Origin of the sequence: Caballeronia sp. RCC_10 (assembly GCF_041360715.1) — a bacterium.
GTDB lineage: Bacteria > Pseudomonadota > Gammaproteobacteria > Burkholderiales > Burkholderiaceae > Caballeronia > Caballeronia grimmiae.
This window is the reverse complement of record NZ_JBFUPT010000003.1, coordinates 102330-120618: the sequence shown is the minus strand read 5'-3', so window position 1 is coordinate 120618 and position 18289 is coordinate 102330. Positions and strand designations below refer to the sequence as shown.

19 protein-coding genes and 1 pseudogene are annotated in these 18289 nt (G+C 63.3%); 15 read left to right on the top strand and 5 right to left on the bottom strand.

What is annotated here, in order from left to right:
* Window position 1: 1 nt before the first annotated feature.
* The 3 genes from AB6804_RS08140 to AB6804_RS08130 all read left to right on the top strand — a co-directional run bounded on the left by AB6804_RS08140 (window position 2) and on the right by AB6804_RS08130 (window position 1719).
* A complete protein-coding gene (locus tag AB6804_RS08140; RefSeq protein ID WP_370886031.1) occupies window positions 2–574 on the top strand; it encodes a cytochrome c oxidase assembly protein in 573 nt (190 codons plus the stop codon).
* A gap of 5 nt (window positions 575–579) precedes the next feature.
* On the top strand, window positions 580–783 hold the full coding sequence (locus AB6804_RS08135) for a DUF2970 domain-containing protein (RefSeq protein WP_035961938.1): 204 nt from the start codon (window positions 580–582) through the stop codon (window positions 781–783).
* Window positions 784–861: 78 nt separating this feature from the next.
* On the top strand, window positions 862–1719 hold the full coding sequence (locus AB6804_RS08130; RefSeq protein WP_370886030.1) for a cytochrome c oxidase subunit 3: 858 nt from the start codon (window positions 862–864) through the stop codon (window positions 1717–1719).
* A gap of 180 nt (window positions 1720–1899) precedes the next feature.
* Here AB6804_RS08130 and AB6804_RS08125 read toward each other — a convergent pair whose 3' ends face one another.
* The gene (locus tag AB6804_RS08125) at window positions 1900–2109 is read right to left on the bottom strand and encodes a twin transmembrane helix small protein (protein WP_035961831.1); all 210 of its coding nucleotides are present in this window, start codon (window positions 2107–2109) and stop codon (window positions 1900–1902) included.
* Window positions 2110–2240: 131 nt separating this feature from the next.
* Here AB6804_RS08125 and AB6804_RS08120 point away from each other — a divergent pair, with 131 nt between their 5' ends.
* From AB6804_RS08120 to AB6804_RS08100, 5 genes are read left to right on the top strand one after another with little or no spacing between them, the layout of a single operon-like run.
* Window positions 2241–2990, top strand: coding sequence for an SURF1 family protein (locus AB6804_RS08120; RefSeq protein WP_370886029.1), 750 nt, complete (start codon window positions 2241–2243; stop codon window positions 2988–2990).
* Between the two features lie 19 nt (window positions 2991–3009).
* On the top strand, window positions 3010–3663 hold the full coding sequence (locus AB6804_RS08115; protein ID WP_370886028.1) for an SCO family protein: 654 nt from the start codon (window positions 3010–3012) through the stop codon (window positions 3661–3663).
* A gap of 9 nt (window positions 3664–3672) precedes the next feature.
* Entirely contained in the window at window positions 3673–4785 is a 1113-nt protein-coding gene (locus AB6804_RS08110) for a heme A synthase (protein WP_370886027.1), read from the top strand.
* Between the two features lie 12 nt (window positions 4786–4797).
* Window positions 4798–5703: a heme o synthase gene (gene cyoE, locus AB6804_RS08105; protein ID WP_370886026.1), complete on the top strand. Its 906-nt coding sequence runs from the start codon at window positions 4798–4800 to the stop codon at window positions 5701–5703.
* Window positions 5700–6287: an SCO family protein gene (locus AB6804_RS08100; protein WP_370886025.1), complete on the top strand. Its 588-nt coding sequence runs from the start codon at window positions 5700–5702 to the stop codon at window positions 6285–6287. The genes cyoE and AB6804_RS08100 overlap by 4 nt, the downstream gene beginning before the upstream one ends.
* Window positions 6288–6343: 56 nt before the next feature.
* Here AB6804_RS08100 and AB6804_RS08095 read toward each other — a convergent pair whose 3' ends face one another.
* Window positions 6344–6640, bottom strand: coding sequence for a YciI family protein (locus AB6804_RS08095; RefSeq protein WP_370886024.1), 297 nt, complete (start codon window positions 6638–6640; stop codon window positions 6344–6346).
* Window positions 6641–6828: 188 nt separating this feature from the next.
* On the opposite strand from AB6804_RS08095, the gene AB6804_RS08090 reads away from it, so the two are divergent.
* Window positions 6829–7641, top strand: coding sequence for a MetQ/NlpA family ABC transporter substrate-binding protein (locus AB6804_RS08090; RefSeq protein WP_370886023.1), 813 nt, complete (start codon window positions 6829–6831; stop codon window positions 7639–7641).
* A gap of 68 nt (window positions 7642–7709) precedes the next feature.
* Here the strand turns inward: AB6804_RS08090 and AB6804_RS08085 are convergent, their stop codons facing one another.
* Together AB6804_RS08085 and AB6804_RS08080 are read right to left on the bottom strand one after the other, a co-directional pair.
* The gene (locus tag AB6804_RS08085; RefSeq protein ID WP_370886267.1) at window positions 7710–8297 is read right to left on the bottom strand and encodes a GNAT family N-acetyltransferase; all 588 of its coding nucleotides are present in this window, start codon (window positions 8295–8297) and stop codon (window positions 7710–7712) included.
* A gap of 105 nt (window positions 8298–8402) precedes the next feature.
* Window positions 8403–8633 (bottom strand): annotated as a pseudogene (locus tag AB6804_RS08080) (MarR family transcriptional regulator); the annotation flags it as partial.
* Between the two features lie 674 nt (window positions 8634–9307).
* Between AB6804_RS08080 and nagA the strand changes: the two are divergent.
* From nagA to nagE, 4 genes are all read left to right on the top strand, one after another.
* Window positions 9308–10414 carry an N-acetylglucosamine-6-phosphate deacetylase gene (gene nagA / locus AB6804_RS08075; RefSeq protein WP_370886022.1) on the top strand — a complete coding sequence of 369 codons (1107 nt, stop codon included), beginning with the start codon at window positions 9308–9310 and terminating at the stop codon, window positions 10412–10414.
* Window positions 10404–11411, top strand: coding sequence for an SIS domain-containing protein (locus AB6804_RS08070; RefSeq protein ID WP_370886266.1), 1008 nt, complete (start codon window positions 10404–10406; stop codon window positions 11409–11411). The genes nagA and AB6804_RS08070 overlap by 11 nt, the downstream gene beginning before the upstream one ends.
* A 12-nt stretch (window positions 11412–11423) precedes the next feature.
* Complete coding sequence (gene ptsP, locus AB6804_RS08065; RefSeq protein WP_370886265.1) at window positions 11424–14012, top strand: phosphoenolpyruvate--protein phosphotransferase; 2589 nt, start codon at window positions 11424–11426, stop codon at window positions 14010–14012.
* 63 nt (window positions 14013–14075) lie between these two features.
* Entirely contained in the window at window positions 14076–15854 is a 1779-nt protein-coding gene (gene nagE, locus AB6804_RS08060; protein WP_370886021.1) for an N-acetylglucosamine-specific PTS transporter subunit IIBC, read from the top strand.
* A gap of 144 nt (window positions 15855–15998) precedes the next feature.
* Here the strand turns inward: nagE and rpoH are convergent, their stop codons facing one another.
* The gene (gene rpoH / locus AB6804_RS08055) at window positions 15999–16934 is read right to left on the bottom strand and encodes an RNA polymerase sigma factor RpoH (protein ID WP_035961936.1); all 936 of its coding nucleotides are present in this window, start codon (window positions 16932–16934) and stop codon (window positions 15999–16001) included.
* Between the two features lie 355 nt (window positions 16935–17289).
* Between rpoH and AB6804_RS08050 the strand changes: the two genes are divergently transcribed.
* Both AB6804_RS08050 and AB6804_RS08045 read left to right on the top strand, forming a co-directional pair.
* Window positions 17290–17856, top strand: coding sequence for an acyloxyacyl hydrolase (locus tag AB6804_RS08050; protein ID WP_370886020.1), 567 nt, complete (start codon window positions 17290–17292; stop codon window positions 17854–17856).
* Between the two features lie 43 nt (window positions 17857–17899).
* Window positions 17900–18283, top strand: coding sequence for a nuclear transport factor 2 family protein (locus AB6804_RS08045; RefSeq protein WP_244793581.1), 384 nt, complete (start codon window positions 17900–17902; stop codon window positions 18281–18283).
* Window positions 18284–18289: the final 6 nt, after the last annotated feature.

Sequence of the window (18289 nt, the reverse complement as noted above, 5' to 3'; positions counted from 1 at the left end):
CGTGTCCACTCAGCAGGATGATTCGCGCGTCGACCGCTCGTTCAACCGGTCGATGCTCTTCAAGCTCTTCGTCGTCGCCGCGATGATGTTCGGCTTCGGCTTTGCGCTGGTGCCGATGTATCGCGCGATCTGCCAGATCACCGGCATCAACAATCTCGTGCAGCGGGACGTCGGCGCGCGCGAGGCCAAGAACACGCAGGTCGATGCGAGCCGCACGGTTTCCATCGAGCTGGATGCCAACGCACGCGGCCCGCTCAAGTTCAAGCCGGAGCAGTCGAACCTGGACATCCATCCGGGCGAAGTGATGACGGTGATGTATCAGGTGACCAACGAACAAGGTCGCACGGTGAAGGCGCAAGCCATTCCGAGTTATGCGCCGAAGCAGGCCACCGAGTATTTCAAGAAGATCGAATGTTTCTGCTTCACTCAGCAGACGCTCGCACCGAACGAGACGAAGCGCATGCCGGTCGTGTTCGTCGTCGATCCGAAGCTGCCGAAAGACGTGAAGACGATCACCTTGTCCTACACGTTCTTCGAACTGGACGCGCCGAAGTCGGTCGCGAAGGGAACGTGAGCGCCATGAGTTCCCCAACGCCGCGCAAAGGCGGGTTCGTGAAGCTGCTGAAGGCGGTGTTCTGGTCGTTCTTCGGCGTGCGGCGCCGGGCCGACCTGGAAAACGATGCGGCGCAGTTGAATCCGTTGCATCTGATCGCGGCCGGCGTGATCGGTGCTGTGCTGTTCATCGTGCTGTTGCTGGTGATCGTGCGGGCGGTGGTCGGATAGTCGGACGAGCGCGGCGCGTGAGCGCGGCGATGCGGCATCAAAAAATTCAAGCAACTGGATCGAAGTGGAGAATCAACAATGAGCGGTCAAAACGAGAGCCCGTACTATTTCGTGCCGCATCCGTCACGGCATCCGATTCTGGCTGCGTGCGGCTTGCTGGTGATGCTGTCCTCGCTGGCGGCGTGGATCAACGGTCATTCGTTCGCGCCGTTCACGACGCTGATCGGCCTGCTGTTCCTGCTGTTCGTGCTGTGGCACTGGTTCGGCGACGCGATCTCCGAATCGGAAGGCGGCATGTACGGCAAGCGCGTGGACGTGTCGTATCGCTGGAGCATGAGCTGGTTCATCTTCTCCGAAGTGATGTTCTTCGGTGCGTTCTTCGGTGCGCTGTTTTACGCGCGAGCCATCGCATTGCACGAACTCGGCAGCCTCGACTACAAGCTGATCTGGCCGGACTTCTCCGCCGTTTGGCCGAACAATGGCCCTGCCGCGCTGGTCCCGCACTTCCGCGCGATGGTGCCGTGGCCGCTGCCGACCATCAACACCGCGCTGCTGCTCAGTTCCGGCGCGACGCTGACGGTGGCGCACCATGCGCTGCGCGAGGATCATCGCAGGAAGGCGATCGGCTGGCTCGCCGCGACGGTGCTGCTCGGCGTGATCTTCCTGTTCTGCCAGGGCTACGAATACTTCCACGCGTACAACGAACTGAACCTGACGCTTGCGTCCGGCGTGTACGGCTCGACGTTCTTCCTGCTGACCGGCTTCCACGGCTTCCACGTGTTCCTGGGCGGCACGATGCTGGCGGTCGTGCTGGTGCGTATGATGCGCGGACACTTCACGGCGGAGCACCACTTCGCATTCGAAGGCGCCGCGTGGTACTGGCACTTCGTGGACGTCGTCTGGCTCGGGCTGTACGTCGTCGTGTACTGGCTGTAAGCGCGTTTCAGGCGGGCGGCTTTGCGCGCCCGCTAACCGCAGTCGAGCCGTGATTTCGCGCCGCCCTCAGGTTCGGGGGCGGCGTTTTGCTTTGAGGCGCGGGAGGAAACGGAAACGGCACGCGCGAAAGATTCGCGCTCCGCGACAATCCGTCCCGTGTTGGAGAACCTTTGCGGCGGGTTATCGTCCGAGGGGAATGCCCGTCGATTGAATCCAGCCCATCCAGTGCGCGAACAGGATGAACAGGAAGAGCGAAATGGACAGCCCGACGCGCATGGCGAGCGACCACACCATCCGCTTGGTCTTGCCGCGGTCGGTCATCATGAAATACAGCGCCGAACCGAGGCTGCCGAGGATGAGTATGAAAGCGATGGCGACGATAATGTGCATGAAACCAGCCGGCAATGTTGCTCAAGTTGCCCGGATAACGCATTGAGCAGTATGGAAACGAGTCATCTCATTATCTCACTCGACGCATCGCGCCGCGCGGCGCGCAACGCTTCACTGCGGTCGTGTCGCGCATGAAAATCCGTTTCTGGCCCACGGTCCTGATTCTTGTCGTCGTGGCGGTGACCGTGCGTCTCGGCTTCTGGCAGCGTGATCGCGCGCTTCAGAAGGAGGCGCTCAACGCGCGTATCGTCGCGTTCGAGAACGCGCCGGCACAGCGTGTGGGCGTCGATCTAATGCCGCTGAAATCGGTCGAATTCCATCGCGTGGAAGCGCGCGGCGAGTTCATGCCCGAGCGCGTCGTGTATCTGGACAATCGTCCGTATAACGACCAGCCCGGCTTTTATGTCGTGATGCCGCTTAAACTCGAGGGCGGCGGCTACGTGCTCGTCAATCGCGGATGGCTGCCGCGCAATCTGGCCGATCGCACTGGTATCGAACGCTATGAGACGCCGCAGGGCGTCGTCGATATTCAGGGCGTTGCGCGCGCCAATCCGTCGCAGGCGTTCGAGCTGGGCAAGGGTGGATCCGCGGCGCATCAGCAGATCCGGCAAAACCTGAGCATTCCCGCGTTCGCCGCCGAGACGGGGTTTGCGCTGCAGCCATTCGTGATCCAGCAAACGAACGACACGCACGACCGGCTCGTGCGCGACTGGCCCGCGCCGACACTGGGCGTCGAACGCAACTACGGCTACATGCTTCAGTGGTGGGGCATGGCCGTCGCCGCCGTGGGCTTCGGCCTGTACGCCGCACGCCGCGCCGCGAAGAAGACCGGCGCACCGGGCAATCCCCGCGACGACGACGAAGCCGCAAATCACGCCTGAATTCATTCCTATACGAACGATGCCTTCCCAACGCCCCACGACCGCCGCAGACAAGCCGCCCACGCGGCAACGCACGCCCTCCAAGGGCTCCTGGACCAACGGCCGCTGGATGCTCGTGCTGCTGGCGCTCGTTTGCGCGGCGCCGGTGATCGCGTCTTACCTGATGTACTACGTCTTCAAGCCGGCAGGCGGCACGTCGAGCTACGGCAAGCTCATCGATCCGCAGCGCCCGATTCCGTCGCAACTCGTCGTCACGGACGAGAAAGGCCAGACGCTTCCGTTCAAGTCGCTCGAAGGCAAGTGGCTGATGATCACCGTGAATAGCGGCGATTGCGACGAACAGTGTGTCAAGCGCCTCTACTACATGCGACAAGTGCGCGTGCTGCAATCGGCGGAGCGTGACCGCGTGGTCAACGTCTGGCTGCGCACGGATGAGAAGCCCGTCGCCGACGTTATCAAGACAGCGTATCCGCAGCCGGACACGCGCATGCTGATCGCCGATCCACGCGCCGTCGGCGAGTGGCTGCCGGTCGCCGACGGCACCAAGCTGACAGATCACATCTTTCTCGTCGATCCGAACGGTAATTTGATGATGCGCTTCCCGAAGGACCCCGATCCGAAGAAGATCAACGCGGATGTGGCGAAGCTGTTGAAGTGGTCGCGTATCGGTTGAGGGTGGACTATGAGTTTCGTGTTGCAACTGGGACTGATCGGCTTGTGCATTGCGCTGTTGCCGCTGTCCTATGTCTGGGTGAAGGCCGATGACGACAAGTTCAAAAAGCTCGTCTGGCTCACCACTTTTCTGACGCTCGACCTGATCATGTTCGGCGGCTTCACGCGCCTGACCGATTCCGGCCTCGGCTGCCCGGACTGGCCGGGCTGTTACGGTACGTCGTCGCCGTTTATCGCGCACGCACAGATTTCCGCCGCGTATCAGGCCATGCCGACCGGACCCGTCAGCATGGTCAAGGCGTGGATCGAGATGTTGCATCGCTATTTCGCGATGGCGATCGGCGTGCTGATCATCGCGCAGGTGATCATCGCGTGGACCGCGCGCATCAAGCGCCGTCCGCTGCACGTGTCGCCGTGGTGGCCGACCGGCATCCTGCTGCTGATCTGCCTGCAAGGCGCATTTGGCGCGTGGACCGTCACGCTCAAGCTCCAGCCGGTGATCGTCACGACGCACCTCCTGCTCGGCCTCGCCCTTCTGGGCGTGCTCGGCTGGCTGGCGGCGCGCATGACGCCGGTTCCGTCGCTCGATTCGACCGCCGCGCGCTGGATGCCCGCCGCCGTGTTCGGACTCGCGCTGCTGGTCGTGCAGATCGCGCTCGGCGGCTGGGTGAGCACGAACTATGCTGTGCTGGCCTGCACCGACTTTCCGCTCTGCAACGGGCAATGGATTCCGCCGATGAACTTCGAACACGGCTTTCACCTGTGGCGCGCGCTCGGCATGACCGGCGAAGGCGATGTCATCTCGCAGGATGCGCTCGTCGCAATTCACTGGACGCATCGCACGTTCGCGGTCGTCGTCGTGCTGTATTTGCTGTGGCTGGCTGCGAAGCTGCGCCGCTACGAGTCGCTGCGCAAGCCGGCGAACGGCGTGCTGGCCGTGATCGTCATTCAGTTTCTGACGGGCATGTCGAACATCGTGCTGCAATGGCCGCTGCCGGTGGCCGTCGCTCATAACGGCGGTGCGGCCGTCCTGTTGCTGCTGCTCGTCATGCTAAACTTTCGAATCTCTTCCAGCCGTCCCGGCCGCGCCGCGCTTCCCGCGCGCGACGTCGTTTCAGCGTGATGGCCCATGTCCATGGATAGCACCACACTCAATTCCCCCCTCGGCAGCCGCGTTTCGCAGTACATCGCGCTGACCAAGCCGCGCGTGACGCAACTGGCCGTCTTCTGCGCGGTCATCGGCATGTTCCTGTCGACGCCCGGCATGGTGCCGTGGACCAAACTCATCGGCGGCGCGGTCGGCATCTGGCTGCTCGCGGCTGGCGCATTCGCCATCAATTGCCTCGTCGAGCAGAAAGTCGATGCGAAAATGCGTCGCACCGCATGGCGTCCGTCGGCGCGCGGGCAGATCACCAGCACGCAGATTCTGATGTTCTCGGCGGTACTCGGCGGCATCGGCATGTGGACGCTTTACAGGTTCACCAATCCGCTGACGATGTGGCTCACGGTCGCGACTTTCGTCGGCTACGCGGTCATCTATACGCTGCTGCTCAAGCCTTACACGCCGCAGAACATCGTGATCGGCGGCGCGTCCGGCGCGATGCCGCCGGCGCTCGGATGGGCCGCCGTCACGGGCGCGGTGCCCGGCGATGCCTGGATTCTCGTGCTGATCATCTTCGTGTGGACGCCGCCGCATTTCTGGGCCCTCGCGCTGTATCGCCGCAAGGACTACGAGAACGCCGGCCTGCCGATGCTTCCCGTAACTCACGGCGAAAAGTACACCCTGCTGAACATCTTCCTGTACACCATCGTGCTGTTCGCCGTCACGCTGATGCCTTTCGTCTCCGGCATGAGCGGCGTCGTCTATCTGGCGAGCGCGATCGTGCTGGGCTCGATCTTCCTCGGCTATGCGTGGAAGCTGTATCGCGCTTATTCGGACGCGCTCGCGCGCCGCGCTTTCCGTTATTCGATCGTCTATCTGTCGCTGCTCTTCGCCGCCCTGCTGATCGACCACTACGTTCGCACGGTGATCGGCGCATGATGTCCGCTGTTCGCCGCCTTCTCGCATTGTTCGCATGCGCGGCGCTGCTGTGCGCGTGCGACAAGGCGCCCGATTTCAAGAATCTCGATATCACCGGCAACAAGCAGTTCGGCAGCGACTTCTCATTGCCCGACACCGCCGGCAAGACGCGCACGCTCGCGGACTTCAAGGGTAAGGCGGTCGTGCTGTTCTTCGGCTACACGCATTGCCCCGATGTCTGCCCGACGACGCTCGCGGAGCTTTCCCAGGCGATGCAGCAACTCGGCGACAAATCGAAAGACGTGCAAGTGCTGATGGTCACGGTCGATCCCGCACGCGACACACCGGACTTGCTCGCGCAATACGTGTCGGCGTTCAACCCGTCGTACATCGGCTTGCGCCCCGATGACGCGCAATTGCAGAAGATTGCGAAGGATTTTCGCGTGTACTACGGGAAGGCAGCGGGCAAGACGCCTGCCGATTACACGATGGATCACACCGCCGCGAGCTACGTGTTCGACAAGGACGGCAAGTTGCGTCTTTTCGCACGCGATGGGCAGGGCGTGGATCCCTGGGTGCATGATCTCAAGCTGCTGATCGACTGATCGACTGATCGACCAGGCAGCAAGCGAAGCATGAAGCGGCCCGTGGGCCGCTTTTTTCATGGCGTCGAGGGCTCGGGCAGGTTCAGCCCCGGCGCGAGACGCGTCGCCTTGAACTCGGTGATGTCGTAGTGCGCGAGTTGCTGACGGGCAAACGGGTCCTCGGCAATGATCGCGTCGAGCCGCTCGCGATCGACGCCCGTCGCGATAATCACGCCGCCATCGCGCGGCACCTTCGGCCCCGCCATCACGAACACGCCAGCGGCGAAATAGCGTTCGAGAAACGTCCGATGTTCTTCGAGCGTATCGTCGATTTCGGCGAGCGCGCCGGTGTATCGCAGATTGATCACGTACATGCTGATGCAGCCTCGGCGAAGTTTGTGTGCATTCGATTGTACGGCGCACCGCCAGCGGATATGGACATAAGCAAACCGTATTTCCGCAGGCGCCAACGCTGTGCGAAGATTCGCGCATCGGCGGCCCGCCTTGTGCGACAGCCGGTACAGCACTCCCGCAGTCATTTTGCATTCGAAACAGGAACACCATGCAGCGCAGAAATTTGCTTAAAGCTGTGGCCGCCTTCGTGGCGTCCGCGGCGTTCGCCACCAGCTCCTCGGCCCATGCCGACGACAAGGTCATCAAGGTGGGCACGATCAGCGGCCCCGACGCACAAATCTGGCAAGTCGTGCAGAAAGTCGCCAAGCGCGAAGGTCTGAACGTGAAAGTGATCGAGTTCAACGACTATGTTCAGCCGAACGCCGCGCTCGATGCCGGCGATCTCGACGCCAACAGCTTCCAGCATCAGCCGTATCTCGATAGCCAGGTCAAGCAGCGCGGATACAAGATCGTCAACGCGGGGCTGACGTACATTTCGCCGCTCGGCGTGTATTCGAAGAAGCTGAAGTCGCTGAAGGACCTGCCGCAAGGCGCAAAGGTCGCGGTGCCGAACGATCCGTCGAATGAGAATCGCGCGCTTCTGCTGTTGCAGTCGCAGGGTGTCATCAAGCTGAAGGCCGGCGCCGGTGCGAACGGCAACAGCGCAACCGCGCTCGACGTTGCCGAGAATCCGAAGAAGATCAAACTGGTCGAACTCGATGCAGCGCAACTGCCCCGCACGCTCGCCGATGTCGACGCCGCCGCGATCAACACGAACTTCGCGCTTGCCGCCGGCCTGCAGCCGACGAAGGACGCGATTGCGCTCGAAGACGTGCATAGTCCGTATGCGAACCTGATTGCGGTCCGCACGAAGGACAAGGACCAGCCCTGGGTGAAGAAGCTCGTCGCCGCGTATCAGTCCGAGGACGTGCGTCAGTTCCTCAAGAACGAGTTCAAAGGTTCTGTCGTGCCTTCGTTCTAACGAACTGCAATCCTTCTGTTTCTACGGCGTCCTGATGGACGCCGTTTTTTATTGCGCGGATCAGTCCGTCATTCGGCGTAGATCCGCCGCAGCTCGCGTTCCCAGACGACGCCTGTTTCATCTTGACGCAGTTTGAAGCCGCTGCGCATGAAGAGGGCGCACAGGTCTTCGCGCGCATCGTCGATTTGGCAGACGACGCTTTCGTAACCCGCGCCCTGCGCAAAGTTCGCGCATGCCGCGACGAGGCTTTCGCCCAGACCGCAACGTCGTGCGCCCGGCTCGACGAACAGCAGTTCAATGCGCGCCTGACTTTCCGACGCCGCATTCAGCACCGCCGCACCGACGCGAGCGGCGCCTTGCTGCTCGGCCACCCAGCATGCAATTCCCGGCTTGTTCGTCTGCATGGCATGTAAAAAGCGTGCGATGACGTCGGCCGCGTGAGTCTCGTTCAGGAGGCACGCCCCTTCGGATACGTCGAGCAGCGCGTGGCGCTCGATCATCCAGCCGAAATCGCCGCACCGCGGACTGCGAAGGCGCGTGACGACGTCGGCGGAAGAGGGCGACAGCAGCCGCTCGATGTCCGCCATCGCCGATGACAACTGCTCGATCTCGCCGGGAGCCAGCCGGTTCAGAAGCGAGGCCATTTCCGTGGACACGTGAAGGTCGAGTTCATCGACTTTGGCTTTGGCCTCCGTTGTCATGAACAGGAGGTGCGCGCGCCCGTCCGACTCGTTCTTGCGCCGCACCACGAGCCCCATCTTCTGGAAGTTCGAGATGAGGCGGCTGAGGTAGCCCGTATCCAGCCCGAGATTACGCGAAAGATCGGCGGCGGTGTGCGCGCGATCGTGCGCAAGCTCGTGAAGAATGCGCACCTCGGTGAGCGAAAAATGGCTCTTGTGAAGCCGTTCATGGAAAGCGCCCGCGTGGCGCGCGTAAAACCGGTTGAAGCGCCTGACGGCTTCAACACCCCGACTCGGATCAAAACAGCCCATCTGCCTTCGCTCTCTCAGAAATCTGGTTTTGATTAATTAATTGCGATTCCGAACTAATGCCCACATTGTGCCAAAGAAAGCACGATCGTGCGAATGGGCGCTTGCCGAATTCTAGTGCAATCGACAATCGAGCAGACCAGCGAAGTTTATGCGGGTAAGTCCTCATGGCAATTATTCTCCGAAAGCACACGCGGATCAATCTGTAACTTATTGATTATGAGCAGGATTCCAGCGGTGCGTGCGGCTATTTGGCAAAGATTGACTGGTATTATGTTGGTTATATAATGGGCTCCACTTTGAGCGATATGGGCTGTCACCGTTCGCGGCGGAAACCGTTCAATGTGATGCACAAACGCCGGCGGTTCCCATTCGCATTCCACGCAACGCCCTGAATCCAAGCGTCACGCAAGCAGCAAAAAGGCGCACGGCGCTGCCTTTTCACTGACCGCTGCTCGACGGCAATGAACGTGCGTCGCAGCGGCCTCGCCGGGCCGGTCAGACCTTGCATCGCGCGATTCGCACGGATTCCGAAGAGAGTAACGAAGACAACAAGAGGACCCAATGACGCCGTCCGCATGCTCGCGCTTATTGAAGTACGCGCGAGTCAGCCTGCTCGCAGCATGGCGCGAACGGCCCGGAACCTCATCACGCATTGCGCACTTCCAGAGAACTTCATGCTGAAAGGAAACATACTGACGAACGACGGATGGATCCACGGTTCCGTGCGTTTCGAAAATGGTCGTGTCACGGCGCTCGAAGGCCATATCGCCGATCCGTCGATCAATGACGCGCCGTTCATACTGCCCGGCTTCATCGATCTTCACGTGCATGGCGGCGGTGGCCGCGACATTATGGAAGGCGGCGACGCAGCTGATACCGTCGCCCGCGAGCACGCGAAGCACGGCACGACGAGCCTGCTGGCCACGACGATGACCGCGCCGCGCGACGAACTGATGGACGTCGTCGCCGGTCTGGGCGAACGCGCCAAATACCGCGCCGCGAACGGTGCGCGCGTGCTGGGCGTGCATCTGGAAGGACCGTACATCAATCCCGGCAAGCTGGGCGCGCAGCCGGACGCCGCCGCCGTCGCGGTGCGCGACGAAGTGCTCAAATTCCTCGACCTCGCGCCGATCCGTGTCGTGACCATTGCTCCGGAGATTTCGGGGCATATGGAAGTCATCGCCGAGATGGCTGCGCGCGGCGTGCGCGTGCAACTCGGTCATTCGCTCGGCACCTACGACGACGCCGTCAACGCGCTCAAACACGGCGCGCGCGGCTTCACGCATCTGTTCAACGCCATGTCCCCGCTGCATCATCGCGATCCCGGCATGGTCGGCGCGGCGCTCGCGCATGCGGAGTATGCCGAACTGATTCCCGACCTGCTGCACGTCCATCCCGGTGCGATCCGCGCCGCGATGCGCGCGATCCCGCGTCTTTACGTCGTCACCGACAGCACGTCGGCGGCCGGCATGCCGGACGGCGAATATCGCCTCGGCAGCCAGCACGTGACCAAATGCATGGGCGGCGTGCGCCTCGCGGACGGCACGCTCGCAGGCAGCACCCTGACGATGGATCAGGCGCTCCGTAATCTCGTCTCGCTGGGCATTCCGCTCGCGGACGTTTCCAACCGCTTGTCGCGCTTTCCCGCCGATTATCTCGGGCTCGAAGATCGTGGCCGCATCGCGCGTGGCGCATGGGCCGATCTCGTCGTGCTCGACCGGGACTTTGCGCTGACCGCCACGTATGTCGAAGGAGAATCGCTTGTCGAATATGCTCAATGAGGCGCTGGAGTCCGCGGATGTCGTCGCGGCTCAGCTCGCCGATACCTCGCGCATCGAAGCGCTGGCCGTGAAACTCGCGGAGCAGCCGCGTCATGTTGCGTTGACCGTCGCTCGCGGCAGTTCGGACCACGCCGCGAGTTATTTCGCAAGCCTGACGATGAGCCGCATCGGTGTGCCCGTCGCCTCGCTGCCGATGTCCGTCGCCACGCTCCAGCAAGCGCCGCTGCGCGTGTCCGGTCAGCTTGCCGTCGCCTTCTCGCAATCGGGCAAGAGCCCCGACCTCGTCGGCACCATGCAGGCGCTGCGCGATGCGGGCGCGTTCACCGTTGCGGCCGTCAACGTGCCGGCCTCGCCGCTCGAAACCGCGTGCGAATGGTACTTGCCGCTGCTCGCCGGACCGGAGTTGTCCGTCGCGGCGACCAAAAGCTATATCGCGATGCTCTCGCTCTCGGCAATCGTAATCGCGCACGTTCAGCGCGATGCCGAATTGCTCAACGCGCTGAAGTCGCTGCCGGACGCGCTGCGTGCGGCAGGCAAGCTCGACTGGACGCGCGCCGTCGACGAACTGAAGAACGTCGATCGCATGATCGTGATCGGGCGCGGGCTTGGCCTTGCCATCGCGCAGGAAGCGGCGTTGAAGCTGAAGGAGACCTCGGGCATTCAGGCCGAAGCGTTCTCGAGCGCCGAAGTCCGTCATGGCCCGATGGAAATCATCGATCGCGATTATCCGTTGCTCGTTTTCGCGCCGCGCGGACCGGAGCAGGCTGGCCTGATCCAGCTTGCCGCCGACATGCGCGCACGCGGCGCCCGCGTGCTGCTCGCCGCGCCGAGCGACGTGGCCGAGGCGGAACTGCCGCTCGTCGCAACCGATCACCCGGCGCTCGATCCGATCGCCGCAATCCTTTCGTTCTATGTGATGGCCGCCGGTCTGGCCGCCGCACGCGGGCGCAATCCCGACGCGCCGCGCCACCTGAACAAAGTCACCGAAACCCATTGAGTGAGAAAGACGATGCGCCGTGCCGAGCAGTCTTTGCTGGATTCCTCCACCGCCGATAACCCGAGCGACGTCGTTCTGCTCGCTCCGTTCACCGGCCCCGTCGTCCCGCTCGCCGACGTGCCCGACCCCGTATTCGCCGAGGGCATGTTTGGCGACGGCATCGGCATCGACCCGCTCGATCACGTGCTCGTTTCGCCTTGCGATGGCACGGTCACCCATCTCGCGCGCACCCATCACGCGGTCACGCTGCGCACCGCGCAGGGCGCGGAAATCCTCGTGCATATCGGCATCGATACGGTCGAACTGGGCGGCAAGGGCTTCACGCCGAAGGTCGAGCAGGGCGCGTCGGTGCGCGCGGGTCAGCCGCTGATCGAATTCGACGCCGATTTCGTCGCGCAGCACGCACCGAGCCTTGTTTCTGTCATCGCTATCGCCAACGGCGATGCGTTCGATGTCATCCAGCGCGCCGGCCGCGGCGTGGTGAAGGCGGGCGAGCGCATGCTGGTGCTCCGCGCGAAGGAAGGCGCGGCGGCGCAGGCGGCGCTGTCGTCGTCGAACGTCGTCAATGAAGCGCGGCGCAGCGTCACGCTGGCGCACGCGGGCGGTTTGCACGCGCGTCCGGCGGCGCGGGCGCGGGAAGCGGCGCGCGGCTTCGACGCCAAGGTCGAAGTGCGTTACCAGGGCCGCAAGGCGTCGGTGGAAAGCGTCGTCGGCCTGCTCGGTCTGGGCGCAGGCGAAGGCACGACCATCGAGCTCGTCGGTATGGGCGCGCAGGCGCAGGAAGCGGTCGATGCCGTCGCGACCGAGTTGTTACGCGCCGCGCAAGGCGAAGTCGAAGAGACGCCGGCGCGCGAGAAATCGCCCGCGCCGGTTGCGGCTCGTTTCTCCGCCCAACCGCTGCCGCCGAACATGCTGGCCGGCGTGTGCGCCGCGCCTGGCATCGCGGTCGGAAAACTCGTGCGCTGGGACGATCAGGAGATCGTGCCGGAGGAAAAAGCGAGCGGATCCTCGGCGGCCGAAAGCCGGGCGCTCGACCGCGCGATTGCACAAGTGGACACGGAGCTCGAGGACACCGTGCGGACCGCCTCGCAACGCGGCGCGGTCGGTGAAGCGGGCATTTTCGCGGTGCATCGCGTGCTGCTGGAAGACCCGACGCTCGTCGACGCCGCCCGCGATCTGATCAGTCTCGGCAAGAGCGCAGGCTTCGCGTGGCGGGAGTCGATCCGCGCGCAAATCGCGTTGCTGAACAACGTCAACGACGCGCTGCTCGCCGAACGCGCCGCCGACCTCCGCGATATCGAAAAGCGCGTGCTGCGCGCACTCGGCCTCACGAACACGGCGGCGCGCGCGCTGCCCGACGAAGCCGTGCTCGCGGCCACCGAATTCACGCCGTCCGACCTGTCGTCGATCGACCGGACGCGTGTCACCGCGCTCGTGATGTCGCGCGGCGGTGCGACGTCGCACGCGGCGATCATCGCGCGTCAGATGGGCATTCCGGCGCTCGTCGCGATTGGCGATGCGCTTCACGCGATCCCCGAAGACACGCAAGTGGTCGTGGACGCATCGGCGGGACGCTTCGAACATGCGCCAACCGCGCTCGATGTCGAACGCGCGCGCCACGAGCGCGAACGGCTCGCCAGCGTGCGCGAGGCGAATCGCAAGATGTCGCAGGAGGCGGCATCGACGCGGGATGGGCGTCACATCGAAATCGCCGCGAATATCGCCACGCTCGACGACGCGAAGGCCGCCGTCGAGAACGGCGCGGACGCGGTCGGGCTGCTGCGCACGGAATTGCTGTTTATCCACCGCCAGGCTGCGCCGACGGTCGCCGAGCACGCGTCGAGCTATCAGGACATCGTCGATGCGCTCGCCGGGCGCTCAGCCATCATCCGCACGCTCGATGTCGGCGCGGACAAGGAAGTGGACTATCTGACGCTGCCGCCCGAAGAAAATCCGGCGCTGGGCTTGCGCGGCATCCGTCTCGCGCAGGTGCGCCCCGATCTGCTCGACGACCAGTTGCGCGGTCTGCTCGCCGTCAAGCCGGCGGGCGCGGTCCGCATTCTTCTGCCGATGGTCACGGACGCCGGCGAATTGCAGCGGCTGCGCGCGCGCATCGACGAACTGGCGCGCGAAGCGGGCCGCACGGATGCGATCGAAGTGGGCGTGATGATCGAAGTGCCGTCGGCGGCGATGCTCGCCGATCAACTCGCGAAGTACGCCGATTTCTTCTCGATCGGCACCAACGATCTCACGCAGTACACGCTCGCGATGGACCGCTGCCAGCCCGATCTCGCCGCGCAGTCCGACGGCCTGCATCCGGCCGTGCTGCGGCTCATCAAGGCGGCGGTGCAGGGCGCGGAGAAGCATGGCAAGTGGGTCGGCGTGTGCGGCGCGCTCGGCGGCGATCCGCTCGCGGTGCCGCTGCTCGTCGGCCTCGGCGTGACGGAATTGTCCGTCGATCCGTCCGCCGTGCCCGGCATCAAGGCGCGCGTGCGCAATCTCGATTACCAACTTTGCCGTCAGCGCGCGGAAGACGTGCTCGCGCTCGAATCGGCTCAGGCAGTAAGAGCGGCCAGCCGCGAAATCTGGCCGCAGGACTAACCGGCACTGACCGTCGTACAACCCCGAGCAGCACCGACAAGACCTATATTTTTGGAGAACCCGATGGACGCTAACCCGTTTGCAAAGATGCAGCGCCTAGGCCGCGCGCTGATGCTGCCGATTGCCGTATTACCGGTGGCCGGCCTGCTGCTGCGTCTTGGCCAGCCCGACGTCTTCAACATCAAGATGATCGCCGACGCCGGCGACGCCATCTTTTCGAATCTGCCGCTTCTGTTCGCCATCGGCGTCGCAGTCGGCTTTGCGAAGGACAACAACGGCACGGCGGGTCTCGCCGGCGCGATCGGTTATCTGATCGAAACGGCCGTAATGAAGGACATCGACGCCAAGCTCAACATGGGCGTGTTGTCGGGGATCATCGCGGGGATGGTCGCAGGGTATATGTACAACCGCTTCAAGGACATTAAGCTCCCCGAGTATCTGGCGTTCTTCGGCGGCAAGCGTTTTGTGCCGATCGCCACGGGGGTGGCGTGCCTCTTTCTCGGCATTCTCTTAGGTTTCGTCTGGAAGCCGGTGCAGCTCGGCATCGATACGGCCGGTAACTGGCTCACGACGGCCGGCGCGCTCGGCACCTTCGTATTCGGCGTGCTGAACCGCATTCTGCTTGCGACGGGGCTGCATCACATCATCAATTCGCTCGCGTGGTTCGTGTTCGGTTCGTACACGCCTGCCGATGGCGGCGCGGTGGTGCACGGTGACCTGCATCGCTTCTTTGCCGGCGACAAGAGCGCGGGCGGCTTCATGACCGGCTTCTTCCCGATCATGATGTTCGGCCTGCCCGCCGCGTGTCTCGCGATGTTTCACGAAGCGCCGAAGGAGCGCCGCGCGGTCGTCGGCGGCCTGCTGTTCTCGATGGCGCTCACCGCGTTCCTCACGGGCGTGACCGAGCCGATCGAATACAGCTTCATGTTCCTCGCGCCGGTGCTCTACGGCATCCACGCGGTGCTGACCGGTCTGTCGCTCGCAATCTGCTCGGCGCTCGGCATTCACCTCGGCTTCACGTTCTCGGCGGGCGCGATCGACTACGTGCTGAACTACGGTCTGTCGCAGCGCGGCTGGATGGCGATTCCGCTCGGCCTCGTGTACGGCATCGTGTATTACGGGCTGTTCCGCTTCTTCATCCGCAAGTTCAACATGGCGACGCCGGGCCGCGAACCCGCCACGACCGACGCCCAAACCGATGCCACCCCGGTCGGCGGCTTCGTTCCGGGTGAAACCGTGCCGGCTGCGGCCAGCACGCGCGCAGGCAAGTACATCGCGGCACTGGGCGGCGCGTCGAACCTGACGCTCGTCGATGCCTGCACGACGCGGCTGCGTCTGTCGGTGGTGGATGCGGAAGCCGTGTCCGAGCCGCAGTTGAAGACCATCGGCGCGCGCGGCGTGCTGAAGCGCGGCAAGACCAACGTGCAGGTCATCATCGGACCGGAAGCGGATCTGATCGCGGACGAAATTCGCGGCGAACTCGAGCATTCCTCGACGCGCGGTGCGACGCCGGCCTCGTCGGCCCCGGCGCAGCCTGTCGCCGCTGCAAGCGTGGCTGACCAGACCGCCGGTCCGCTCGATCCGGACCCGCTGCGCTGGATCGCGGTGTTCGGCGGTGCGACGAACGTCGTTTCGCTCGATGCCGTCGCGCAGACGCGCCTGCGTGTCGTCGTGCGCGATCCGTCGTCGGTGGATCGTCAGCGTCTGTCGCAACTGGATGTCGCGTGGGTGTCGACGGATACGTTCCACATCGTCGTCGGCGCGGCGGCGCAGCGATATGCCGCACAGTTGAGCACGCGTCTGTCGGGTAACGGCGGCGGCGCTGCACCGATGCCGGCCTGATTCGGCAAGCGGTCGTTTCGAAAAACGGCGCTCCTTCGGGGGCGCTTTTTTTTGATCAGCGGCACTGCAAAGCGGGCGTGCAAAAAAAAGCCCGCTGTCTTTCGACAGCGGGCTTCGATCTTCCGCTACAGCCTCTACGCGGCGTTACGCGTAATCGTGCAGCGCCGAGCGCATTTTCTTCATCGCGCTGGCTTCGATCTGGCGAATGCGCTCCGCCGACACGCCGAATTCGTCGGCCAGTTCGTGCAGCGTCTTGCCGCCCGATCCGTCGTCCTGCACGTCCAGCCAGCGCGCCTTGATGATGCGGCGGCTACGGTCGTCCAGCGACTCCAGCGCGGTCGACAGACCATCGCTTTGCAGCTTGTCGAACTGGCGCGCGGCGATGACGTTCGTCGGTTCGTTATGCGAGTCCGCCAGATAGGCGATCGGCGCGAACGCTTCCTCGCCGTCATCGACCTGGCCTTCGAGCGCGATATCGCCGCCCGACAGACGCGTTTCCATCTCCGCGACTTCCTCGCGCTTCACGTTCAGCTCGCTCGCGAGACCTTCGATCTCGCCCGGCGTGAACGCCGCGTGCCCGGTCTTGTGACTGCGCAGGTTGAAGAACAGCTTGCGCTGCGCCTTGGTCGTCGCGACTTTCACCATGCGCCAGTTGCGCAGGATGTATTCGTGGATCTCGGCCTTGATCCAGTGCATGGCATACGACACGAGGCGCACGTTTTGCTCTGGGTCGAAGCGCTTCACGGCCTTCATCAGACCGATATTGCCTTCCTGAATCAAATCAGCATGCGGCAAGCCGTAGCCCAGATAGTTCCGGGCGATGGACACCACGAGACGCAGGTGCGAAAGCACGAGCTGCCGCGCCGCGTCGAGATTGCCGTGCTCGCGAAATTCGGTTGCGTACTGACGTTCCTCCGCTTGCGAAAGCATCGGAATGCGGTTCACTGCTTGTATGTATGAATCGATGTTGCCGATCTGGCCGGTCAGCATCGACGACTGTGCGTACGTCAGCGCGCCTGCCGAAGATGCCTTGGCAGGCGCCGAGCCCACTACATTCGGAAGGGTCATCGCATTGGTCACGCTCATAAGCTCCTTTTCAAATGATTTGCCCGCAGCCAGGACGGCGGCGCCAAATCAGCCACGATATTAGCACTCCGTTCCAACGAGTGCTAAGTGTTAGAGGGGGGAACAATGTGAGAGTTCCCACAAAGCTATCAACTTTGTGAGTTCGATAGTGGCGCAGGGCCGGCGGGAAAGTAGAAATTACCGATCCGATCGTGAGCGGCTAATTAATTACCGCATTTATTCGCCTGTGAAAGGCTTTGTTCAAATAAATGAATCGCCAACGTGGCTTTGTGCAAATTTTTGACAATCCACATACAATCTGCCGATCCCGTCATGCGGACATGAAACTCAACCCTTATATGGGGCGCTCATGCAGAAAAGCAAAGATCTCTGGCGCAGTGTGTTTTGTCACGGCGCGCTCGCGCTTTCGCTCGGTCTCGTTTCGGCGGCGGCGCATGCCGACCGGTTCGGCCTGCAGATCACGGGCGGGGTGTCCGACCGCGATATCCGGAAGGCGGACCTCGGCGTGGTCTGGGATCCGGGCCTGACCTGGTGGGAGATCGGCGGCTTTCACTTCACGCTGCTCGGCGAGGGCCACGTCGGATACTGGCATTCGACCCTGGACTACGCGGTCAATCCGAACATCTGGGAATTCGGCGTGACGCCCGTTCTGCGATTCGTGAAAAGCTCCGGCTATATCCGTCCATTCATCGAAGCGGGCGTCGGCGTGAGGCTGCTTTCGCACACGCGCATCACGCCATATTTCACGGTATCGTCTGCGTTCCAGTTCGCCGATATGGTCGGCGTCGGCGCGATCTTCGGTGCGAAGCAGAACTATCAGGCCGGTTTCCGCTTCCAGCATGTGTCGAACGCCGGTATCAAAGAGCCGAATCCTGGTATAAATTTCAGCCAGCTTTATCTGCAATACAACTTCTGACGAGGCGCCGGCGCATCGGTTCCTTGGCGAGGGGAATCGACCGATGCCCGCAAAAACCTTCGAGGTCATCCGCGGCCTGGAGCGCGACCGCTTTCGCGCGATGGTCGAAGGCGACGGCGCGACGCTGGAGGCGCTGCTCGCCGAGAACGCCAGCTACGTGCACACGAACGGCAAGCGCGAGACCAAGCGTCAGTTCATCGACGCAATCACCGCGGGCCGCCGCCGCTACCGCCAGATCGAAATTCAGTCGCAGGACGTGGTCGCAGCGGGCCGCGACAGTTGCCTCGTGTCGGGCCGGGCGCTGATCGAGATGGAATCGAAGAACGGCGCGCTGCTTTTTCCCGTCGCTTACACCGCGATTCACGTTCAGACCGACGGTCAATGGCTGATGCTCGCGCTTCAGGCGACGCGCGTGGCGCTCGAATAGCCGTGC

Excerpts from the sequence above, each read along its gene's own strand:
- nagE (WP_370886021.1), top strand. The coding sequence starts at position 14,076 with ATGGACGCTAACCCGTTTGCAAAGATGCAGCGCCTAGGCCGCGCGCTG.
- AB6804_RS08110 (WP_370886027.1), top strand. The coding sequence starts at position 3,673 with ATGAGTTTCGTGTTGCAACTGGGACTGATCGGCTTGTGCATTGCGCTG.
- AB6804_RS08130 (WP_370886030.1), top strand. The coding sequence starts at position 862 with ATGAGCGGTCAAAACGAGAGCCCGTACTATTTCGTGCCGCATCCGTCA.
- AB6804_RS08125 (WP_035961831.1), bottom strand. The coding sequence starts at position 2,109 with ATGCACATTATCGTCGCCATCGCTTTCATACTCATCCTCGGCAGCCTC.
- AB6804_RS08095 (WP_370886024.1), bottom strand. The coding sequence starts at position 6,640 with ATGTACGTGATCAATCTGCGATACACCGGCGCGCTCGCCGAAATCGAC.
- AB6804_RS08135 (WP_035961938.1), top strand. The coding sequence starts at position 580 with ATGAGTTCCCCAACGCCGCGCAAAGGCGGGTTCGTGAAGCTGCTGAAG.
- AB6804_RS08050 (WP_370886020.1), top strand. The coding sequence starts at position 17,290 with ATGCAGAAAAGCAAAGATCTCTGGCGCAGTGTGTTTTGTCACGGCGCG.
- AB6804_RS08115 (WP_370886028.1), top strand. The coding sequence starts at position 3,010 with ATGCCTTCCCAACGCCCCACGACCGCCGCAGACAAGCCGCCCACGCGG.
- AB6804_RS08070 (WP_370886266.1), top strand. The coding sequence starts at position 10,404 with ATGCTCAATGAGGCGCTGGAGTCCGCGGATGTCGTCGCGGCTCAGCTC.
- AB6804_RS08120 (WP_370886029.1), top strand. The coding sequence starts at position 2,241 with ATGAAAATCCGTTTCTGGCCCACGGTCCTGATTCTTGTCGTCGTGGCG.
- AB6804_RS08090 (WP_370886023.1), top strand. The coding sequence starts at position 6,829 with ATGCAGCGCAGAAATTTGCTTAAAGCTGTGGCCGCCTTCGTGGCGTCC.
- AB6804_RS08100 (WP_370886025.1), top strand. The coding sequence starts at position 5,700 with ATGATGTCCGCTGTTCGCCGCCTTCTCGCATTGTTCGCATGCGCGGCG.
- ptsP (WP_370886265.1), top strand. The coding sequence starts at position 11,424 with ATGCGCCGTGCCGAGCAGTCTTTGCTGGATTCCTCCACCGCCGATAAC.
- AB6804_RS08045 (WP_244793581.1), top strand. The coding sequence starts at position 17,900 with ATGCCCGCAAAAACCTTCGAGGTCATCCGCGGCCTGGAGCGCGACCGC.
- cyoE (WP_370886026.1), top strand. The coding sequence starts at position 4,798 with ATGGATAGCACCACACTCAATTCCCCCCTCGGCAGCCGCGTTTCGCAG.
- nagA (WP_370886022.1), top strand. The coding sequence starts at position 9,308 with ATGCTGAAAGGAAACATACTGACGAACGACGGATGGATCCACGGTTCC.